The organism is Mesorhizobium sp. M0077 (genome assembly GCF_040322955.1).
GTDB lineage: Bacteria > Pseudomonadota > Alphaproteobacteria > Rhizobiales > Rhizobiaceae > Mesorhizobium.
Window position 1 is genome coordinate 1 of sequence record NZ_JAMYUL010000016.1, and the last position, 15,265, is coordinate 15,265.

15 protein-coding genes and 1 riboswitch are annotated in these 15,265 nt (G+C 63.5%); of the genes, 8 read left to right on the top strand and 7 right to left on the bottom strand.

What is annotated here, in order from left to right; translation table 11 throughout:
- Positions 1-153 precede the first annotated feature (153 nt).
- The 3 genes from NKJ57_RS25250 to NKJ57_RS25260 form a co-directional block, all read right to left on the bottom strand.
- Positions 154-957: a CbtA family protein gene (locus NKJ57_RS25250; protein ID WP_352513086.1), complete on the bottom strand. Its 804-nt coding sequence runs from the start codon at positions 955-957 to the stop codon at positions 154-156.
- 15 nt (positions 958-972) lie between these two features.
- Positions 973-1,152, bottom strand: coding sequence for a CbtB domain-containing protein (locus tag NKJ57_RS25255; RefSeq protein ID WP_023670784.1), 180 nt, complete (start codon positions 1,150-1,152; stop codon positions 973-975).
- A 36-nt stretch (positions 1,153-1,188) separates the two neighbouring features.
- Positions 1,189-1,384: riboswitch (cobalamin riboswitch) on the bottom strand.
- 67 nt (positions 1,385-1,451) lie between these two features.
- Positions 1,452-2,144 (bottom strand): gamma-glutamylcyclotransferase, encoded by a 693-nt coding sequence (locus NKJ57_RS25260; protein ID WP_352513084.1) that lies wholly within the window; start codon positions 2,142-2,144, stop codon positions 1,452-1,454.
- A gap of 134 nt (positions 2,145-2,278) precedes the next feature.
- Between NKJ57_RS25260 and NKJ57_RS25265 the strand changes: the two genes are divergently transcribed.
- Complete coding sequence (locus NKJ57_RS25265) at positions 2,279-3,454, top strand: aromatic ring-hydroxylating oxygenase subunit alpha (protein ID WP_352513083.1); 1,176 nt, start codon at positions 2,279-2,281, stop codon at positions 3,452-3,454.
- 7 nt (positions 3,455-3,461) lie between these two features.
- Here NKJ57_RS25265 and NKJ57_RS25270 read toward each other — a convergent pair whose 3' ends face one another.
- The gene (locus tag NKJ57_RS25270; RefSeq protein WP_352513082.1) at positions 3,462-4,661 is read right to left on the bottom strand and encodes an MFS transporter; all 1,200 of its coding nucleotides are present in this window, start codon (positions 4,659-4,661) and stop codon (positions 3,462-3,464) included.
- 233 nt (positions 4,662-4,894) lie between these two features.
- On the opposite strand from NKJ57_RS25270, the gene NKJ57_RS25275 reads away from it, so the two are divergent.
- Both NKJ57_RS25275 and NKJ57_RS25280 read left to right on the top strand, forming a co-directional pair.
- A complete protein-coding gene (locus NKJ57_RS25275; protein ID WP_352513080.1) occupies positions 4,895-5,905 on the top strand; it encodes an acetyltransferase domain-containing protein in 1,011 nt (336 codons plus the stop codon).
- Positions 5,902-6,408 carry a methyltransferase family protein gene (locus NKJ57_RS25280; RefSeq protein ID WP_352513079.1) on the top strand — a complete coding sequence of 169 codons (507 nt, stop codon included), beginning with the start codon at positions 5,902-5,904 and terminating at the stop codon, positions 6,406-6,408. Before NKJ57_RS25275 ends, NKJ57_RS25280 begins: the two co-directional genes overlap by 4 nt.
- Positions 6,409-6,581: 173 nt before the next feature.
- Here NKJ57_RS25280 and NKJ57_RS25285 read toward each other — a convergent pair whose 3' ends face one another.
- On the bottom strand, positions 6,582-6,968 hold the full coding sequence (locus NKJ57_RS25285; RefSeq protein ID WP_023685221.1) for a MerR family transcriptional regulator: 387 nt from the start codon (positions 6,966-6,968) through the stop codon (positions 6,582-6,584).
- 159 nt (positions 6,969-7,127) lie between these two features.
- Positions 7,128-8,546 carry a magnesium transporter gene (mgtE, locus tag NKJ57_RS25290; protein ID WP_352513077.1) on the bottom strand — a complete coding sequence of 473 codons (1,419 nt, stop codon included), beginning with the start codon at positions 8,544-8,546 and terminating at the stop codon, positions 7,128-7,130.
- A gap of 266 nt (positions 8,547-8,812) precedes the next feature.
- Between mgtE and NKJ57_RS25295 the strand changes: the two genes are divergently transcribed.
- The 5 genes from NKJ57_RS25295 to sucD all read left to right on the top strand — a co-directional run bounded on the left by NKJ57_RS25295 (position 8,813) and on the right by sucD (position 14,031).
- Positions 8,813-9,478: a response regulator transcription factor gene (locus NKJ57_RS25295; RefSeq protein WP_023670791.1), complete on the top strand. Its 666-nt coding sequence runs from the start codon at positions 8,813-8,815 to the stop codon at positions 9,476-9,478.
- A gap of 146 nt (positions 9,479-9,624) precedes the next feature.
- Positions 9,625-10,815: an aminotransferase class V-fold PLP-dependent enzyme gene (locus NKJ57_RS25300; RefSeq protein WP_023731220.1), complete on the top strand. Its 1,191-nt coding sequence runs from the start codon at positions 9,625-9,627 to the stop codon at positions 10,813-10,815.
- A 10-nt stretch (positions 10,816-10,825) separates the two neighbouring features.
- A complete protein-coding gene (locus NKJ57_RS25305; protein WP_023670793.1) occupies positions 10,826-11,800 on the top strand; it encodes an HpcH/HpaI aldolase/citrate lyase family protein in 975 nt (324 codons plus the stop codon).
- 18 nt (positions 11,801-11,818) lie between these two features.
- The gene (locus NKJ57_RS25310) at positions 11,819-13,003 is read left to right on the top strand and encodes a malate--CoA ligase subunit beta (RefSeq protein ID WP_023712720.1); all 1,185 of its coding nucleotides are present in this window, start codon (positions 11,819-11,821) and stop codon (positions 13,001-13,003) included.
- Positions 13,004-13,131: 128 nt separating this feature from the next.
- On the top strand, positions 13,132-14,031 hold the full coding sequence (gene sucD / locus NKJ57_RS25315) for a succinate--CoA ligase subunit alpha (protein WP_023670795.1): 900 nt from the start codon (positions 13,132-13,134) through the stop codon (positions 14,029-14,031).
- Between the two features lie 27 nt (positions 14,032-14,058).
- On the opposite strand, the gene NKJ57_RS25320 is transcribed toward sucD, so the two are convergent.
- Positions 14,059-14,991: a TauD/TfdA dioxygenase family protein gene (locus NKJ57_RS25320; protein WP_023685215.1), complete on the bottom strand. Its 933-nt coding sequence runs from the start codon at positions 14,989-14,991 to the stop codon at positions 14,059-14,061.
- Positions 14,992-15,265 lie beyond the last annotated feature (274 nt).

The window sequence follows — 15,265 nt, forward strand, 5'->3', positions numbered from 1 at the left end:
TTTGCGTCGGCTTTTTTTTTTTTTTTCAGTGGTTGTGGTGCGGGGGGCGGGGTTTTTTTGGTGGCGGTGGCGGGCCCCCGGCGGTGTCTATTTGCGCGCCGCGGCCGCCCCGCCCCCCCCCCCCCACCGCCGATGATGAAGGTCAAACTGCGATCAGGCAAAGCTGTCGCGCAGGCTGGTCGCGGTGCCGGTGAAGCGCGCGCGCACTATGCCGACAACTGCGCCGAGCACCAGCCAGAACACCAGATTGGTCAGCGTCACCGCCACCACGAACTGATGATGCAGGCCCTCCGGGATCGGCGTTACGAAACTGTCAGGCTGCGGCGCGCCGACAATATGCGGGGCGACGATCAGGACGACGGCGAGCACGGTCAGGGGCGCCGACGTGCGGAAGGTGATAAGGGCAAGACCGATCGCGGTTGCCATCACCGTTGCCCACCACCAGATCTGGCGCTGTATGAGATCGGCCGCCGGCATTGCCGGCAGTTCCGGCGGCAGGCCGAGCCCCGGCGCCAGCGTGAACACGGCAAAGCCCGCCAGACCCCAGAACACGCCCTGGCGCCAGCTGCCGATGCCGCCGGCGAATTCGGAAACCGCCACCAGGACCAGCGCGAAGCCGATGCCGGTGACGATATTGGCGACGACACTGAAGGCGAAACGCTCGAAGCCGTCGGCCGGTGCCCAGCCTTCGTCCTCCGCCGGCGCGGCTGCTTCAGCCGGTGCTGCGCTGCTCACCGCATTTTCCGCCGGCGCGGCGGTGCTCATGGCATTGGTGTCCGCAGCGTTGGCGGCGGGCACCGCGGCATGCTGATGCTCGTGGCCGCCACCAGCCTTTTCGTAGACCTCCGCCTTGAGGATCAGCGGCACGGTGGCGTAGGCCTGCATGCAGGCGAGAGCGACACCGGCCACGAGCCCTGCGATCGCCGCGATGAACACGACGTTGCGAAACAGGTTCATGATGTCAGATCCTCGTCAGTGGCAGGGAAACGCCATCGAATGGCGATAGTCGTGCGCCGCATTGTGGACCGCATCGATGTGCGAGAAACCGACAACGCCGACGACGAAAATGCCCAGAAACGCGCTAAGCACGAGCTGCATGAAGCGCGACTGCGAGGAGACGGAAGCGCCGAGGGAGACGGAAGCGGTATTCATATCTTGTCCTTTCGCCCTCCACCCGAGGGCATCGAAGTCAGTTCCCTGTCGCCGGCAGGTCTCCTGGCTCGCGGATCAGCGCCCTTCCCCACCTTCCCGAAGAAAAAATCCCCAGTGGCTTGGAGAGGACTACCGCACACAGTTGCGGGGGCAGCCACGGCATTGGGCAACAAGTCAGCCCTCACCGCATTCCCTCTTGGTCCCTAACGGAACCGACGACATGCATGACTATAGGCTGAAACGGCCGCATCCGGCAAACCAAATTCCGCCGGCCAACAGCGCGAATGCGCCATGCGGCGTTACGGGTTCAACGCGGTGATCCGCTCGGCAACCAGCCGCTGCAGCCGCCACAGATGGCGATCGTGAATGCCGCGCTCTTCAAGGTTTTTCACCGTGTTGTAGAGATAGTCGGCGCCCGACCCCCAGTGCCCGCAGGACGTGGCCAGCCTTTCGACGACCTTGCCCTCGTCGAGCGGGCCGGAATAGGTCAGGCCGTTGCGGTTGATGACGAAGGCCAATGCCCTGAGCGGTCCGGCCTCGCTTTCAAGCTTCAGCATGCGCGGCCGGTAGCTTGTCGGCTTCAGCGTGACTTCGCGCCGGAAAAGCCGGCCCAACTGCTCGCGCCGGTTATTGTCGGTCAGCCGAAAGGCGACGCCCTTGCATTGTCCGCCACGGTCCAGCGCCATCATCAGGCCGGGGCTGTCCTTGGTGCCGCGCCAGCGCGTCATGTTCATGCAAAAGGACCGATGCCAGCCGCGCGCCAAGGCAACGCGGTCCTCGACATAATCTATTTCCGGTTTCCAGATCAGCGATCCATAGCCGAACAGCCATAGCGGTTCGCTGTCCGGGAGTTCGACCTGCAATTCATCCAGCAGCGCGTCATAGTCGGCTTCATCGAGATGCATCGCGTCCGGATCCGGCCCGGGGTCCCTGATCTCGCGCCAGCAGCGCGCGACCAGCTCCGGCGTAAGCGACATCTGTCGTGCGGCCACGTCCGAATCCCCCCAATTCCGAATGTCCCATGTCCACGACATGATTATGCGCCGCGCCTGCAACCGGCAATGCGGCACTCTGATTGACAAACGATTTGCCGGGGTGTCGGCTGACGCTTCATAGGAAGCCAGCCATGCATCCCAACCCGAGCGAGCGCGACCCCTATAACGGCCTGAGCCGGGCCGAACCGACGCTACCGTCATCGGCCTATTGGGATAGCGAGGCTTACCAGCGCGATCTCGAGGCCATCTGGTACAAAAGCTGGCTGCTCGTCTGCCGCGAGGCCGATCTTGCCCAGCCTTTGGCATTCAGGACATTCCGCGTCGGCACGCAGGAAATCGTCGTGCTGCGCGACGACACCGGCGAGTTGCGCGCCTTCCACAACACCTGCCGGCATCGCGGCTCGCAGCTTTGCCAGGAAAGCGAGGGCCGGCTGAAAGCGCGGCTCATCACTTGCCCCTACCATGCCTGGTCCTACTCGCTGCGCGGCGATCTCGTGCGCGTTCCCTCGAAATCGCTGCCAGATGGTTTCGACAAGGCAGATCATCCGCTCTACCGGGTGGCGCTGTCGGTGTGGCGCGGCTTTGTCTTTGTGAACCTTCAGCAGGCGACGGCCGGCTCCGCCGAGACCTCCTTCGATCCCGCATCCGGCGACCTCGCCAACTGGCCGCTGGAAACGCTGGTATCAGGCCATGTCCTGCGCAAGGTGATGAACTGCAACTGGAAAATCTTCTGGGAGAACTTCAACGAGTGCCTGCATTGCCCAGGCGTCCACAAGGACCTGTCTCGGCTGGTGCCGATATACGGCCGCGGCCTGATGAGCCGGCACGACGACCCCGACTGGGTCCGCCATGCCGACAATGACGCACCGGAGTTTTCGGGTGGCCTGCGCGCCGGCGCCGAGACCTGGTCGCGCGACGGACACGCCCATGGCCCGGTCTTCCCGGGCCTGACGCCAGCCGAGCGTGCGGCCGGACAGACCTATGCCACCAGCCTGCCCTCGATGTTCATCGTCGGCCATGTCGATTATGTCAGGACGGTGCGACTGATGCCGCTCGGTCCCGAACAGACCGAACTCACCGCCGAATGGCTGTTCGCGCCCGAGGCGCTGGCTGAGACCGACACCGACAATGTCGTCGCCTTCGGCACCCAGGTGCTGGAGGAGGATGCCGCGATCTGCGAGATCAATCAGAAAGGCCTGCGCTCGATGCGGCACCGGGCCGGCGTGCTAATGCCGGAGGAGTACGATCTGCACCGCTTCCACAACTGGGTGCGCGAGCGGCATGCAGCGCTTGAGGCAACCGCCTGATCGGCGACTAAAGCGACTTCGGCAGATAGCGCCAGGTGATAAAGCCGCAAACCGCGGCCAGGATGCCCAGCGTCACGAACACCGAGCCGAGGCCGAAAAACGCCAGCACCACCGAATAGACCAGCGGCGGCGTCAGCTCGGAAAAGTCGAGATAGGTGCGGTAGACCGCGGCCATCTGCGCCCGCTCATAGGACCGCACCGAGCGCATGAAGGCGGTCGAGCCCAGTGCATCGAGCGCGATGGTGAAGAAGGCGCCGCAGAGCAGGAAAAAGCCCGTAAGCAGCGGCGCGGTAGTGCCGACCGCGCCCGCCGCAAGCAGCGTCGCCGACATCGCGAAATAGGCGAAGGTCATGGTGCGCCGGCCGCCGAAGCGTTTTCCCGCTTTGCCCCAGAAGATCGCCATGAACAACAGCGCATTGCCGGCCGAAACCAGCAGGCCGCCGGCAAGCTTGCCCTCGCCGGTAATCACCATGAACAGCGGCCCGTAGACGAAGAACGTCGTCCAGAAGCAGGAGCGGCCGAAGGCGATCAGCCAGGCCAGCCTGAGCCTGGGTTGTGCTACGAAGCGGCCGATATTGGCCAGCGGATTGGCCGGCCGCGTCTTGCCAGGCCGGATCGACTGGTTGTCGCCCAGCCTGTAGGTCCAGAACAGCGCCAGCAAGGCCAACGCAAACACCGCCACCGCGCCATGCGCGGCATAGATGCCGTAGCGTGTGTAGAGGAAGATGCCGAGTGTCGGCCCGCCGGTCCAGGCAAGCATCGACCACGCCATGCGCAGCGATTCGGCCTGCATGAAATCGGTCTTGCGGATGTGATCCATGATGTAGAGGTTGAGCGTGATCGACAGCGCGCTCGCCCCCATGACGCGGCACAGCATGCCTGCCAGTTGCCCGGCAAGCGTGTGGGTGACGAAGAACAGCGAGCCCATCGCCAGCAGGCAGGCGCCGGCGGTATAGACCCAGCGCCGGGCAAACCTGCGGATCAGCATCGGCATGAACAAGGTCACCGACAGGCCGAGCAGCGCCACGATGGTGTATAGGATCGAGACGATCTGCTCGTTGTGCAGAATCTCATAGGCCTGGATCGGGATGACGCTCGATATCGTGGCGCGGGCGAAGGATTCGACCGCATAGAGCGAGGCAAAGGTGCGGGCATCCGCCGGACGCAGGGCCGGAAGCCAGATCGGATGGCGCACATGGGTGGACATTTGATCCCCAAATCAGACTCGCGGCGTCAAATCTGCGCTGGCGCTTCCTCCGCCGGTAACAGGAAACCGACCCCTTCCCGGCAAAAAGCGAATTCGGCCAAAGGCTTTCCGGCTCTGGCCTAAAGCGCCGCCCGATGCAGCCGCACGGCGCGACCCGGAGCGTAGAGGGCGGCCTTCTTTTGTCCGGTGCAACCGTGATAGTCGTCTTTGGGGCTGAATCAGATCGCGAGACCATGAGCATCCATACCGCACCCCCTGGAGATCAACTGAAGCGAGATCAACCGAAGCGCATCGTCGCCATCGATGTCGTACGCGGCATCGCGCTGATCGCCATGGCGAGCTACCACTTCACCTGGGATCTCGAAAATTTCCACTACACCGATCCCGGCCTCACCGCCGTCGGCTGGTGGAAGATCTATGCGCGCTGCATCGCCTCGACCTTCCTGTTCCTGGTCGGCGTCAGCCTGTTTCTCGCGCATGGCAGGCAGATCCGCTGGACCGGCTTCTGGAAACGCTTTGCCATGGTCGCCGTCGCGGCCGCCGCTATATCGGCGGTCACGTACTTCATCACGCCGGACAGCTTCATCTTCTTCGGCATCCTGCAGGAGATCGCGCTGGCCAGCCTGCTCGGCCTTTTGTTCTTGCGGCTGCCGTCCTTGCTGACGCTTTTCGTGGCAGCTTTGGTGATCGCAGTCCCCCTCTATCTCCGATCCGAAGCCTTCGATCATCCGGCGCTGTGGTGGGTCGGCCTGTCGGCGATCAACCCGCGCTCCAACGATTACGTGCCGCTGTTTCCCTGGTTCGGCGCCGTACTTCTCGGCATCGCCGCGGGAAAGTTTGCGTCCACCACCGGCCTGCTGGCGCGGCTGGCCACGCTGGGATCAGGAAGCTGGACCAGGCCGCTCACCTTCATCGGCCGCCACAGCCTGGCTTTCTACCTGATCCACCAGCCGCTGCTGTTCGGCTGCGTCTGGCTGTTCTCGCAGATTGCGCCGGCGCCCGTCGAAACAAGGGAAGTGGTCTTCCTCAAGGAATGCCAGGTATCTTGCGAACAGCAGCGCGACACGGAGTTCTGCACCAGCTATTGTGTGTGCATGCTGGACACGCTGCAAAGCGAAGCGGCATTCGACCGGCTCTACAATGGCGACCAGACCCCGGAGTTCAAAGCGCATCTCGGTGAACTCGCCGGCATCTGCACCGCCAGGACGGAGGAGAGCCCGATGACGCAGGGAGGGCAACAATGACCGACAAGCTCACAAAACCCGGGCTGGCAAAACCCGATCTATCGAGACCACGGCTGATCCCGTGGCCGCCGGTGATCTACATCGCCGCCATCGCCATCAGCATCGTGCTCGGCCTGTTCTATCCGCTGCCCTGGATCGGCGACCTCTTGGGCGACCTTTTGTTTGCCGCCGGCTTTGTGGTGCTGTTTGCCGTTGCAGCCCTCTGGTTCACCGCTATCCGCACCATGATCCGGGCCAAAACGACGATGAACCCCAATGGCGTGCCGGAGCATCTGGTGACGTCTGGCCCGTTCGGCGTCACGCGCAACCCGATGTATCTGGCCAACACGCTGCTTTTGATCGGCGTTGCCTTCGTCTCGGGGATCGTATGGTTCCTGCCGCTGGCTTTGATCGCGGCATTTGCAACGCAGAAGGTCGCCATCGAGAGCGAGGAGAAGGTGCTGTTCGCCAAATTCGGCAAGAAGTACCGCGACTATGCGAAGCGGGTCAGGCGCTGGATTTGAGGCGGGGGTGGTCTGCAGACCGCAGCGATTAGCGGAAGCCTTGGCAACTTCGTCATCCTAGGGCGAAGCAGGAGCGAAGCTCCGTCGCGGAGACCCTAGGGATGACGACAGGGTGAGCGTTTTCGGCTAACCCCAAACGTTGGCGATCGCCGCTCAACGCGCGATGAGCCCGCTCAGGTATTCACACCCAGCTCCACCAACCGCTCCACACAAGACTCCTCCGCCTGGTCGAGCTCCGCCAGCGTCTCTTCCAGGTCGCGCCGCTTCTGGCGCAAATCCTCGCGCTTTTCCTCGATGCGCTTGATCATCAGGTTGAGTTGACCGACCTCACCGGGCGGCTCCTTGTACATCTGGATGATTTCGCGGATCTCGTTGATCGAGAAGCCGAGCCGTTTTCCGCGCATGATCTGACGGATCAGATGCCGGTCCGACGGGCGAAACAGCCTTGTACGGCCACGCCGCACCGGTTGCACCAGCCCCTCGTCTTCGTAAAAGCGCAGCGTCCGCGTCGACACGTCGAATTCGCGGGTCAGTTCCGTGATCGAATAATATTCCCGCATTCTCGCTCCAAATGTCGGAACATCCGAAAACGGCCGGTCGCCCAGCATTTCCAACGCGTTCCGATCAACCCCGTTCCAGACCGGACTCGGCATGGAACCCCGCGCAAGCCTCGCACGGCATTTACGTAAAAGTCAATTGAGACCGCACGCCTAGTTTCTTCAAGGTATAGCGAACCACCAGGTAGCCAGCCCCAGAAAGGCGAAAAAGCCGACGACATCGGTGACCGTGGTGACGAAGACCGCCGACGCCACGGCCGGATCGATCTTGAACCGGTCGAGCAGCAGCGGGATCAGGATGCCGGCAAGGGCTGCCACGAACATGTTGATGATCATCGCAGCCGCGATGATGCCGCCCAGATTGGGATCGCGGAACCAGGCTGCCGCCACGATGCCGATCAGCACGGCGAAGATGATGCCGTTGATGGAACCCACGCCCATTTCGCGGCGGATGATGCGGCCGGCATTGTAGATGTCGAGGTCCTTGGTCGCCAGCGCCCGCACGGTGACGGTCATGGTCTGCGAGCCCGCATTGCCGCCCATGCCGGCCACGATCGGCATCAGCACGGCCAGCGCCACGATATGCTCGATCGTGCGGTCGAACAGGCCGATCACCGAAGCTGCCAGGAACGCGGTCAGAAGATTGACGAGCAGCCAGGGCACGCGCGAGCGCGAGGTCGACAAAATGCTGTCGGACAGCTCTTCGTCGCCGACGCCGCCCATGCGCAACAGATCTTCCTCGGCCTCCTGCTGGATGACGTCGACGACGTCGTCGATGGTCAGCACGCCGACCAGCCGCTCATTCTCGTCGACGACGGCGGCGGACAGAAGATCGTATTGTTCGAATTCGCGCGCGGCCTCTTCCTGGTCCATCGTGGCCGGAATGGCGTGCCTCGTCTCGTGCATCACGTCTCCGACCTTGGTCGTGCGCTTGGTGCGCAGGATCTGGTCGAGGTCGATGGCGCCGAGCAACTTGAAGCTTGGATCGATGACGAAGATCTGGCTGAAGCGCTCGGGCAGGTTCTTGTCTTCGCGCATGTAGTCGATGGTCTGGCCTATGGTCCAGAACGGCGGCACGGCGACGAACTCGGTCTGCATGCGGCGGCCGGCGGTCTCTTCCGGGTAGTCGAGCGAGCGGCGCAGCCTGATCCGCTCGGTGAACGGCAGCTGCGACAGGATCTCGTCCTGGTCTTCCTTTTCAAGATCTTCGAGAATGTAGACCGCGTCGTCGGAATCGAGGTCCTGCATGCCCTGGGCAATTTGCTCATTGGGCATATTGTCGACGATATCGCGGCGGATCGCCTCGTCGACCTCGGTCAGCGACGAGAAGTCGAAGTCGGCGCCGAGCAGTTCGACAAGGGCGCGACGCTGTTCGGGGTGCAGGGCCTCGAGCAGATCGCCAAGTTCCGACTGGTGCAGGTCGTCGACTTCGCGCTTCAGCGTCAGCGTATCGCGATCGGCGATCGCCGCCCCGATCTGGGCGAGGAATGATGACAGAACGGCGCCGTCCTCGCCATAGATGTCGGCGTGGGCATCGTCAGCGGCTTTGGCGCCGGTCGTGTGGTCGTCCTGGCGTTCCACCAGCGGCTCCCGCCATGGGAATTTCGGAAAAGGTGCCTGTCAGGTCTAGCGCGCAACGCACGGTAATATCAAACGAAATGCGCCCCGCCCTGCATATGGGCGAGAGCGATTTCATCAGGATATGACGCCGCCCAGGATTCAGGCGGCGCGACAGCGCATGTCGCTGGGGAAAGAGCACCCCAGCACGGTTGGGGCAGAATTGTCATGATGCAGGTTCAGGCAAAGGCCGGACCCGCCCAGGCGACAACCAGAACAGCCGGAAGCCCTTGAAGATCAGGTCGCAGACGCAGAAAGCAATCGAGGAACGGCGCGTGCGCGTGGTCGTGGCCGAACGCAATCCGCTCGTGATATCGGCGCTGCGCGACATGCTGGACTGCGACGGGCGCTTCGAGCTCCTGGCCTGCGTGCAAAGCGGCAGGCATTTTCTTGAGTTGGCAGCGGAAGGCGAATTCGACGTCGCAATCATCGGGTGGAAGCTTGCCGACATGGACGGCGCCGATGTGCTGGCCGAGGTTCACAGCCGCAAGCTCGGCGTGCGCATCGCGGTGTTTTCCAACGACCACGACATCGGCATCCTGAAGCAGTGCGTGCGCCTCGGCGCCCAGGGCTACTGCTTCCAGTTCGACGATCCAGCGATCATCTTCGAGACCATCCTGGCCGTCGCGCATGGACGCATCTGCATCCCCTACATCGACATCAATAAGGTCAACGACACGCCCTTGTCGCTGCTCACCGTGCGCGAGCGCGAACTGCTGGCCGTGCTGTCCGACGGCTGGACCAATTTGCAGATCGCGACGCGTACGGGGATTTCCGAGAACACGGTGAAGTATCACCTCAAGAATCTCTACGACAAGCTCGACGTCCGCAACCGGGCGATGGCCGTCGCGCTCTATGCGCGCGAGCGGCGTACCCAGAAGCAGCCGTTCGGGTAGGAAAGCGATGAGCCGCGGGTAGGTCACCCGGGTAGGCAACCCCCACCCGCGCGCGGCAAGATGTTACCTCTTGAGGTGTTGTTGCCATTAGCCGTCGAAACGAAACTCCCCATCACCGCTTTGCTGGATCAGGAGGAGTTCGCGACATGGCCGGTTTCACCCATCTTTTCATTCCCGGACCGACCAACATTCCCGAACAGGTCCGCCAGGCGATGAACCTGCCGATGGAGGACATGCGTGCAGCATCCTTCCCCGATCTCACGCTACCGCTGTTCGAAGACATCAAGACGGTGTTCAAGAACGAGACCGGCCGCGTCTTCATCTATCCCTCCTCCGGCACCGGCGCCTGGGAAGCGGCGATGACCAATGTGCTCAGCCCCGGTGACCGCGTGCTGATGTCGCGCTTCGGCCAGTTCTCGCATCTGTGGGTCGACATGGCCGAACGGCTCGGCTTCGAGGTCGATGTCATCGACTGCGAATGGGGAACCGGCGTGCCGCTCGAGCTCTATGCCGAGCGGCTCAGGGCCGACAAGGCGCACCGCATCAAGGCAGTCTTCTGCACCCAAAACGAGACCGCGACCGGCGTGACCAGCGACGTCGCCGGCTGCCGCGCCGCGCTCGATGACGCCAACCACCCTGCTTTGCTCTTCGTCGACGGCGTCTCGTCGATCGGCTCGATCGACTTTCGCCAGGAGGAATGGGGCGTCGATTGCGCGGTCAGCGGCTCGCAGAAGGGTTTCATGCTGCCCGCCGGCCTCGGTTTCCTCTCCGTCAGCAAGAAGGCGCTGGTGGCCTCGCGGAGCGCCACCCACCGCCGCTGTTTCTTCTCCTTCGAAGATATGATCCGCGCCAACGACGCCGGCTATTTCCCTTATACGCCGGCTACTCAGCTGCTGCGCGGCCTGCGCGCCTCGCTCGACCTGATCGCCGAGGAAGGGCTAGAAAACATCTTCGCCCGTCACCATCGCCTCGCCGAAGGCGTGCGCAAGGCGGTCGACGCCTGGGGCCTGAAGCTCTGCGCCAAGACGCCTAAATGGCACTCCGACACCGTCAGCGCCATCCTGGTGCCGGACGGCGTCGACAGCGGCGATGTGGTCAAGCGCGCCTACCAGAAATACCAGACCGCGCTCGGCGGCGGCCTCAACAAGGTGATCGGCAAGGTCTTCCGCATCGGCCATCTCGGCTGGCTGAACGAGGTGATGGTGCTGGCCTCGCTCTCGGCCGCCGAAATGGCGCTGCTCGACTGCGGCGTACGGCTGGCGCCCGGCTCCGGCGTCGGCGCCGCCATCCAGCACTTCCGCGCCTCGGCCGCCGTGCCGGTCGCCGAAGCCGCCTGAGGAGCCGACAATGAGCCACACCATCAACCACCTCAAGAAATTACGGCTGCAGCGCAGCGAGCTGGCGGTTCCAGGCTCCAGCCCGGAAATGATCGACAAGGCGGCCAACAGCGCCGCCGACTTCATCTTCCTCGACATCGAGGATGCGGTCGCCCCGCCCGACAAGGAACGCGCCCGCAAGAACATCATCCAGGCGCTCAACGACATCGACTGGCGCGCCAAGGGCAAGACCGTCTCGGTGCGCATCAACGGCCTCGACACGCACTACATGTACCGCGACGTGGTTGACGTCATGGAGCAGGCCGGTGACCGGCTGGACACCATTTTGGTGCCGAAGGTCGGCGTGCCGGCCGACCTCTACATGGTCGAGGCCATGGTCAACCAGATCGAGATGGCAAAGGGTTTCAGGACCCGCGTCGGCCTCGAAGCGCTGATCGAGACCGCGCTCGGCATGGCCAATGTCGAGGCGATTGCCGCGACACCCGGCCGGCTGGAAGCCATGCATTTCGGCGTCGCCGACTATGCGGCAAGCTGCAAGGCGCGCACGGTCAACATTGGCGGCCTCAACCCCGACTATCCCGGCGATCAGTGGCATTTCGCTCTGTCGCGCATGACCGTCGCCTGCCGCGCCTATGGCTTGCGCGCCATTGACGGGCCGTTCGGCGACTTCTCCGATCCGGAGGGCTACATCGCTGGCGCCAGGCGCGCGGCGGCGCTGGGCATCGAAGGCAAGTGGGCGATCCACCCCTCGCAGATCGCGCTTGCCAACGACGTCTTCTCTCCACCGGAAAAAGAGGTCACCCGCGCCCGGCGCATCCTCGAAGTGCTGAAGGAGGCGGAGGCGCAGGGCAAGGGAGCGGCCGCACTCGACGGCAAGATGATCGACGCAGCGTCGGAACGCATGGCGCGCAATGTTCTGGTGGTCAACGAGGCAATCGAACGGGCCAGCCAATTCTCTAGCGAGCCGCGCGTCGCCACGCATTGACTGTTCAGGGAGGACAAAATGGACATCCACGAATATCAGGCCAAGGAACTGCTGGCACGCCACGGCGTGCATGTGCCGCGCGGCGGGCTGGCCTACAGCCCCGAGCAGGCGACCTACAGGGCCCGCGAGATCGGCGGCGCCAAATGGGTGCTGAAGGCGCAGGTGCATTCCGGCGCCCGCGGCAAGGCCGGCGGCATCAAACTGTGCGCCAATGACGAGGAGATTTCCAGCGCGGCCGAGGGCATGCTCGGCCGCAAGCTGGTGACACAGCAGACCGACCCGCGCGGCAAGCTGATTTCGCGCCTGTATCTCGAGGAAGCCGTCGATATCGCGCAGGAGCTCTATGTCGGCTTCGTGCTCGACCGCAAGGAAGAGCGCGTCATGATCGTGGCGTCCGCTGCCGGCGGCATGGAGATCGAGGACATCGTCGAGAAGGCACCGAACTCCATCCTGCGCACATCGGTCGATCCCGGCGTCGGCATGCAGCGTTTCCAGGCGCGCGAGATCGCCTTCGGGCTCGGCCTCGACCACAATCTGATCGGCAAGGCGACCGAAACCATCTTCGCCTGCTATCAGGTGTTCCGCGACTACGACGCCTCGATGCTGGAGATCAATCCGCTGGTGGTGACCCGCGACGGCAATCTGATCGCGCTCGACGCCAAAATGTCGTTCGACGAGAACGCGTTGTTCCGCCGGCCGGAAATCTCCGAGCTGCGCGACAAAAGCCAGGAAGATCCGCGCGAAACTTTTGCCAGCGACCGTGGCCTCTCCTATGTCGGCCTCGACGGCAACATCGGCTGCATCATCAATGGCGCAGGGCTCGCCATGGCGACCATGGACATGATCAAGATCGCCGGCGGCGAACCGGCCAACTTCCTCGACATCGGTGGCGGCGCCTCGCCGGAGCGGGTGGCGAAATCCTTCCGCGCCGTGCTCGGCGACAAGAATGTCGAGACCATCCTGGTCAACATCTTCGCCGGCATCAACCGCTGCGACTGGGTCGCCGAAGGCATCATCAAGGCGATACGCGAGGTCGGCGTCAACGTGCCGCTGGTGGTCCGTCTCTCCGGCACCAAGGCCGAGGAAGGCCGCCGCATCCTGGCCGATTCCGGCGAGGCGGTAATCGTTGCCGACACGCTGGCCGAAGCCGCCGAAAAAGCCGTCGCTGCCTGGCGCGCGGCCACCAAGAAAAAAGCAGCCTAGAGCCGGATGATTTCAGGTCGAATCGACCTGAAATCTGAATCCGTCTCTAAAATCAAACAGATGGAGCATGATGTCGTCCGAAAACCGCTTCACACTTTTCGGCATCATGCTCTAGGGAGGTCGAGAAAATGGCAATCCTGCTCAACCGCAGCACCCGCGTCATCGTCCAGGGGTTCACCGGCAAGATCGGCAGCTTCCATGCCGAGGACATGAAGCGCTACGGCACCAAGCTGGTCGGCGGCGTTACGCCCGGCAAAGGCGGCCAGAAGCATCTTGGCCTGCCCGTCTTCAACACGGTCAAGGGCGCGGTGCGCGAGACCCGCGCGGAGGCCAGCATCGTCTTCGTGCCGCCGCCTTTTGCCGCCGATTCGATCATGGAAGCGGCCGACGCCGGCATAAAACTCTGCGTCTGCATCACCGACGGCATCCCGTCGCAGGACATGATGCAGGTCAAGCGCTACATGCTGCGCTACCGCTACGAGGACCGCATGCGGCTGATCGGGCCGAACTGCGCCGGCGTCATCACGCCCGGACAGGCGCTGATGGGCATCATGCCCGGCAGCATCTATCTGCCTGGCCGCGTCGGCATTGTCGGCCGCTCGGGAACCCTGGGCTACGAGGCGGCGTCGCAGATGAAGTCGCTCGGCATCGGCGTCTCGACCAGCGTCGGCATTGGCGGCGACCCGATCAACGGCTCGTCCTTCAAGGACATGCTGAAACTGTTCGAACAGGATGACGACACCGACGCGGTGGTGATGATCGGCGAGATCGGCGGACCGCAGGAAGCCGAAGCCGCGATCTGGGCGCGCGATAATATGCGCAAGCCCCTGATCGCCTACATCGCCGGCCTCTCCGCCCCCAAAGGCCGCCGCATGGGCCACGCCGGCGCCATCATCTCGGCCTTCGGCGAGTCGGCGCAGGAAAAGGTCGAAATCCTGAAGGAGGCCGGTGTGATCATCGTGCCGACGCCGTCCTCGTTTGGTGAGGTGGTCGCCGATACGCTGTCACGTATGAAGAAGGCCGCCTGAACAGCGGCCTTCGCGTTCGACCGCGCCTCATGCCGCCTTGTCGGCTGCCGGCTTCGCGACCTTGGTGCGGGTGGCGCTGCGGCGGCCGTCGACGCTGACCGGAATGTCGCCGTCGACCGTGGCGCGACGGACCACCCGGTGCTGGTCGCCGTAATCGTTGACGGCGTAGTGCTGCGTCGCGCGGTTGTCCCAGATCGCCACATCGCCGGCCTTCCAGCGCCAGCGCACGGTGTTCTCCGGCGCCGTGACATAGGACTGGAACACCTCGTAGAGCTTCGCCGAATCGCTTTTGGAAAGACCGATCAGCCGTTGCACGAAATTGCCGAGCAGCAGCGAGCGCTCGCCTGTTTCGGGATGGACGCGGACAACGGGATGCTCGGTCTCGTAGATCGTCGAGGTGAAGATTTCCTCGAAGTGCTTCTTTTCCGCGGCGCTCGCACGCGGCCGCACCGCGGCGTAATCGTAGGCGTTGCTGTGCACCGCCCAGAGATTGTCGGCCAGCAGCTTCAACGGCTCGGGCAGGTCCTGATAGGCGGCCGCGGTGTTCGACCAGATGGTGTCGCCGCCGGCCGGCGGTATGACGACGCCGCGAAGAACGGAGAATTTCGGATAGGCGTCGACGAAGGTGACATCGGTATGCCATTGGTCGGCGCGACCGCCGCCACGGCTGGAATCGAGTTCGAGAATGGACGCCGTTCCCTTGACGGGACCTTGGGTCGGATGCGGGACGAGGTCGCCGAGACGCTGGGCAAAGCGCTCCTGCTCGGCATCGTCGAGATGCGCCTGGTCGCGGAAGAACACCACCTTGTGCCGCAACAGGATCTGGTTGATCGCCGCGACCGTCTGCTGCGGCAGGTCGCCGGAGAGCCGAATGTTCCTGATCTCTGCGCCGACGCGTCCGGTAAGCGGGACAATATCGGCATCCGGGATGATCTGCTCTACGGGGGTAAGTCTGGTCATGGGAACCTCTTCCTCTAAAGCCGCGGGCTGGTGGCAATGCTCCGCCGTCTGCCGGCCGCATAGCGATCGGCGGAGCAACTCCCTCATCGGGAGCCGACTTGCTTGGCAACGAGAGCACTGATCTCAACTCAGGAGGCGAAGGCCGCCAAGGCTTGCGAGCAGTACCGAGATCCCATTCAAAGCGTAATTCTACAAATTCCATAGACATTTCTTTTCAAAGTTCGGCGGCCCTGAGAAAAATGCCTTCTGTCCAATTCGTTCGTGAGCGGCAGGC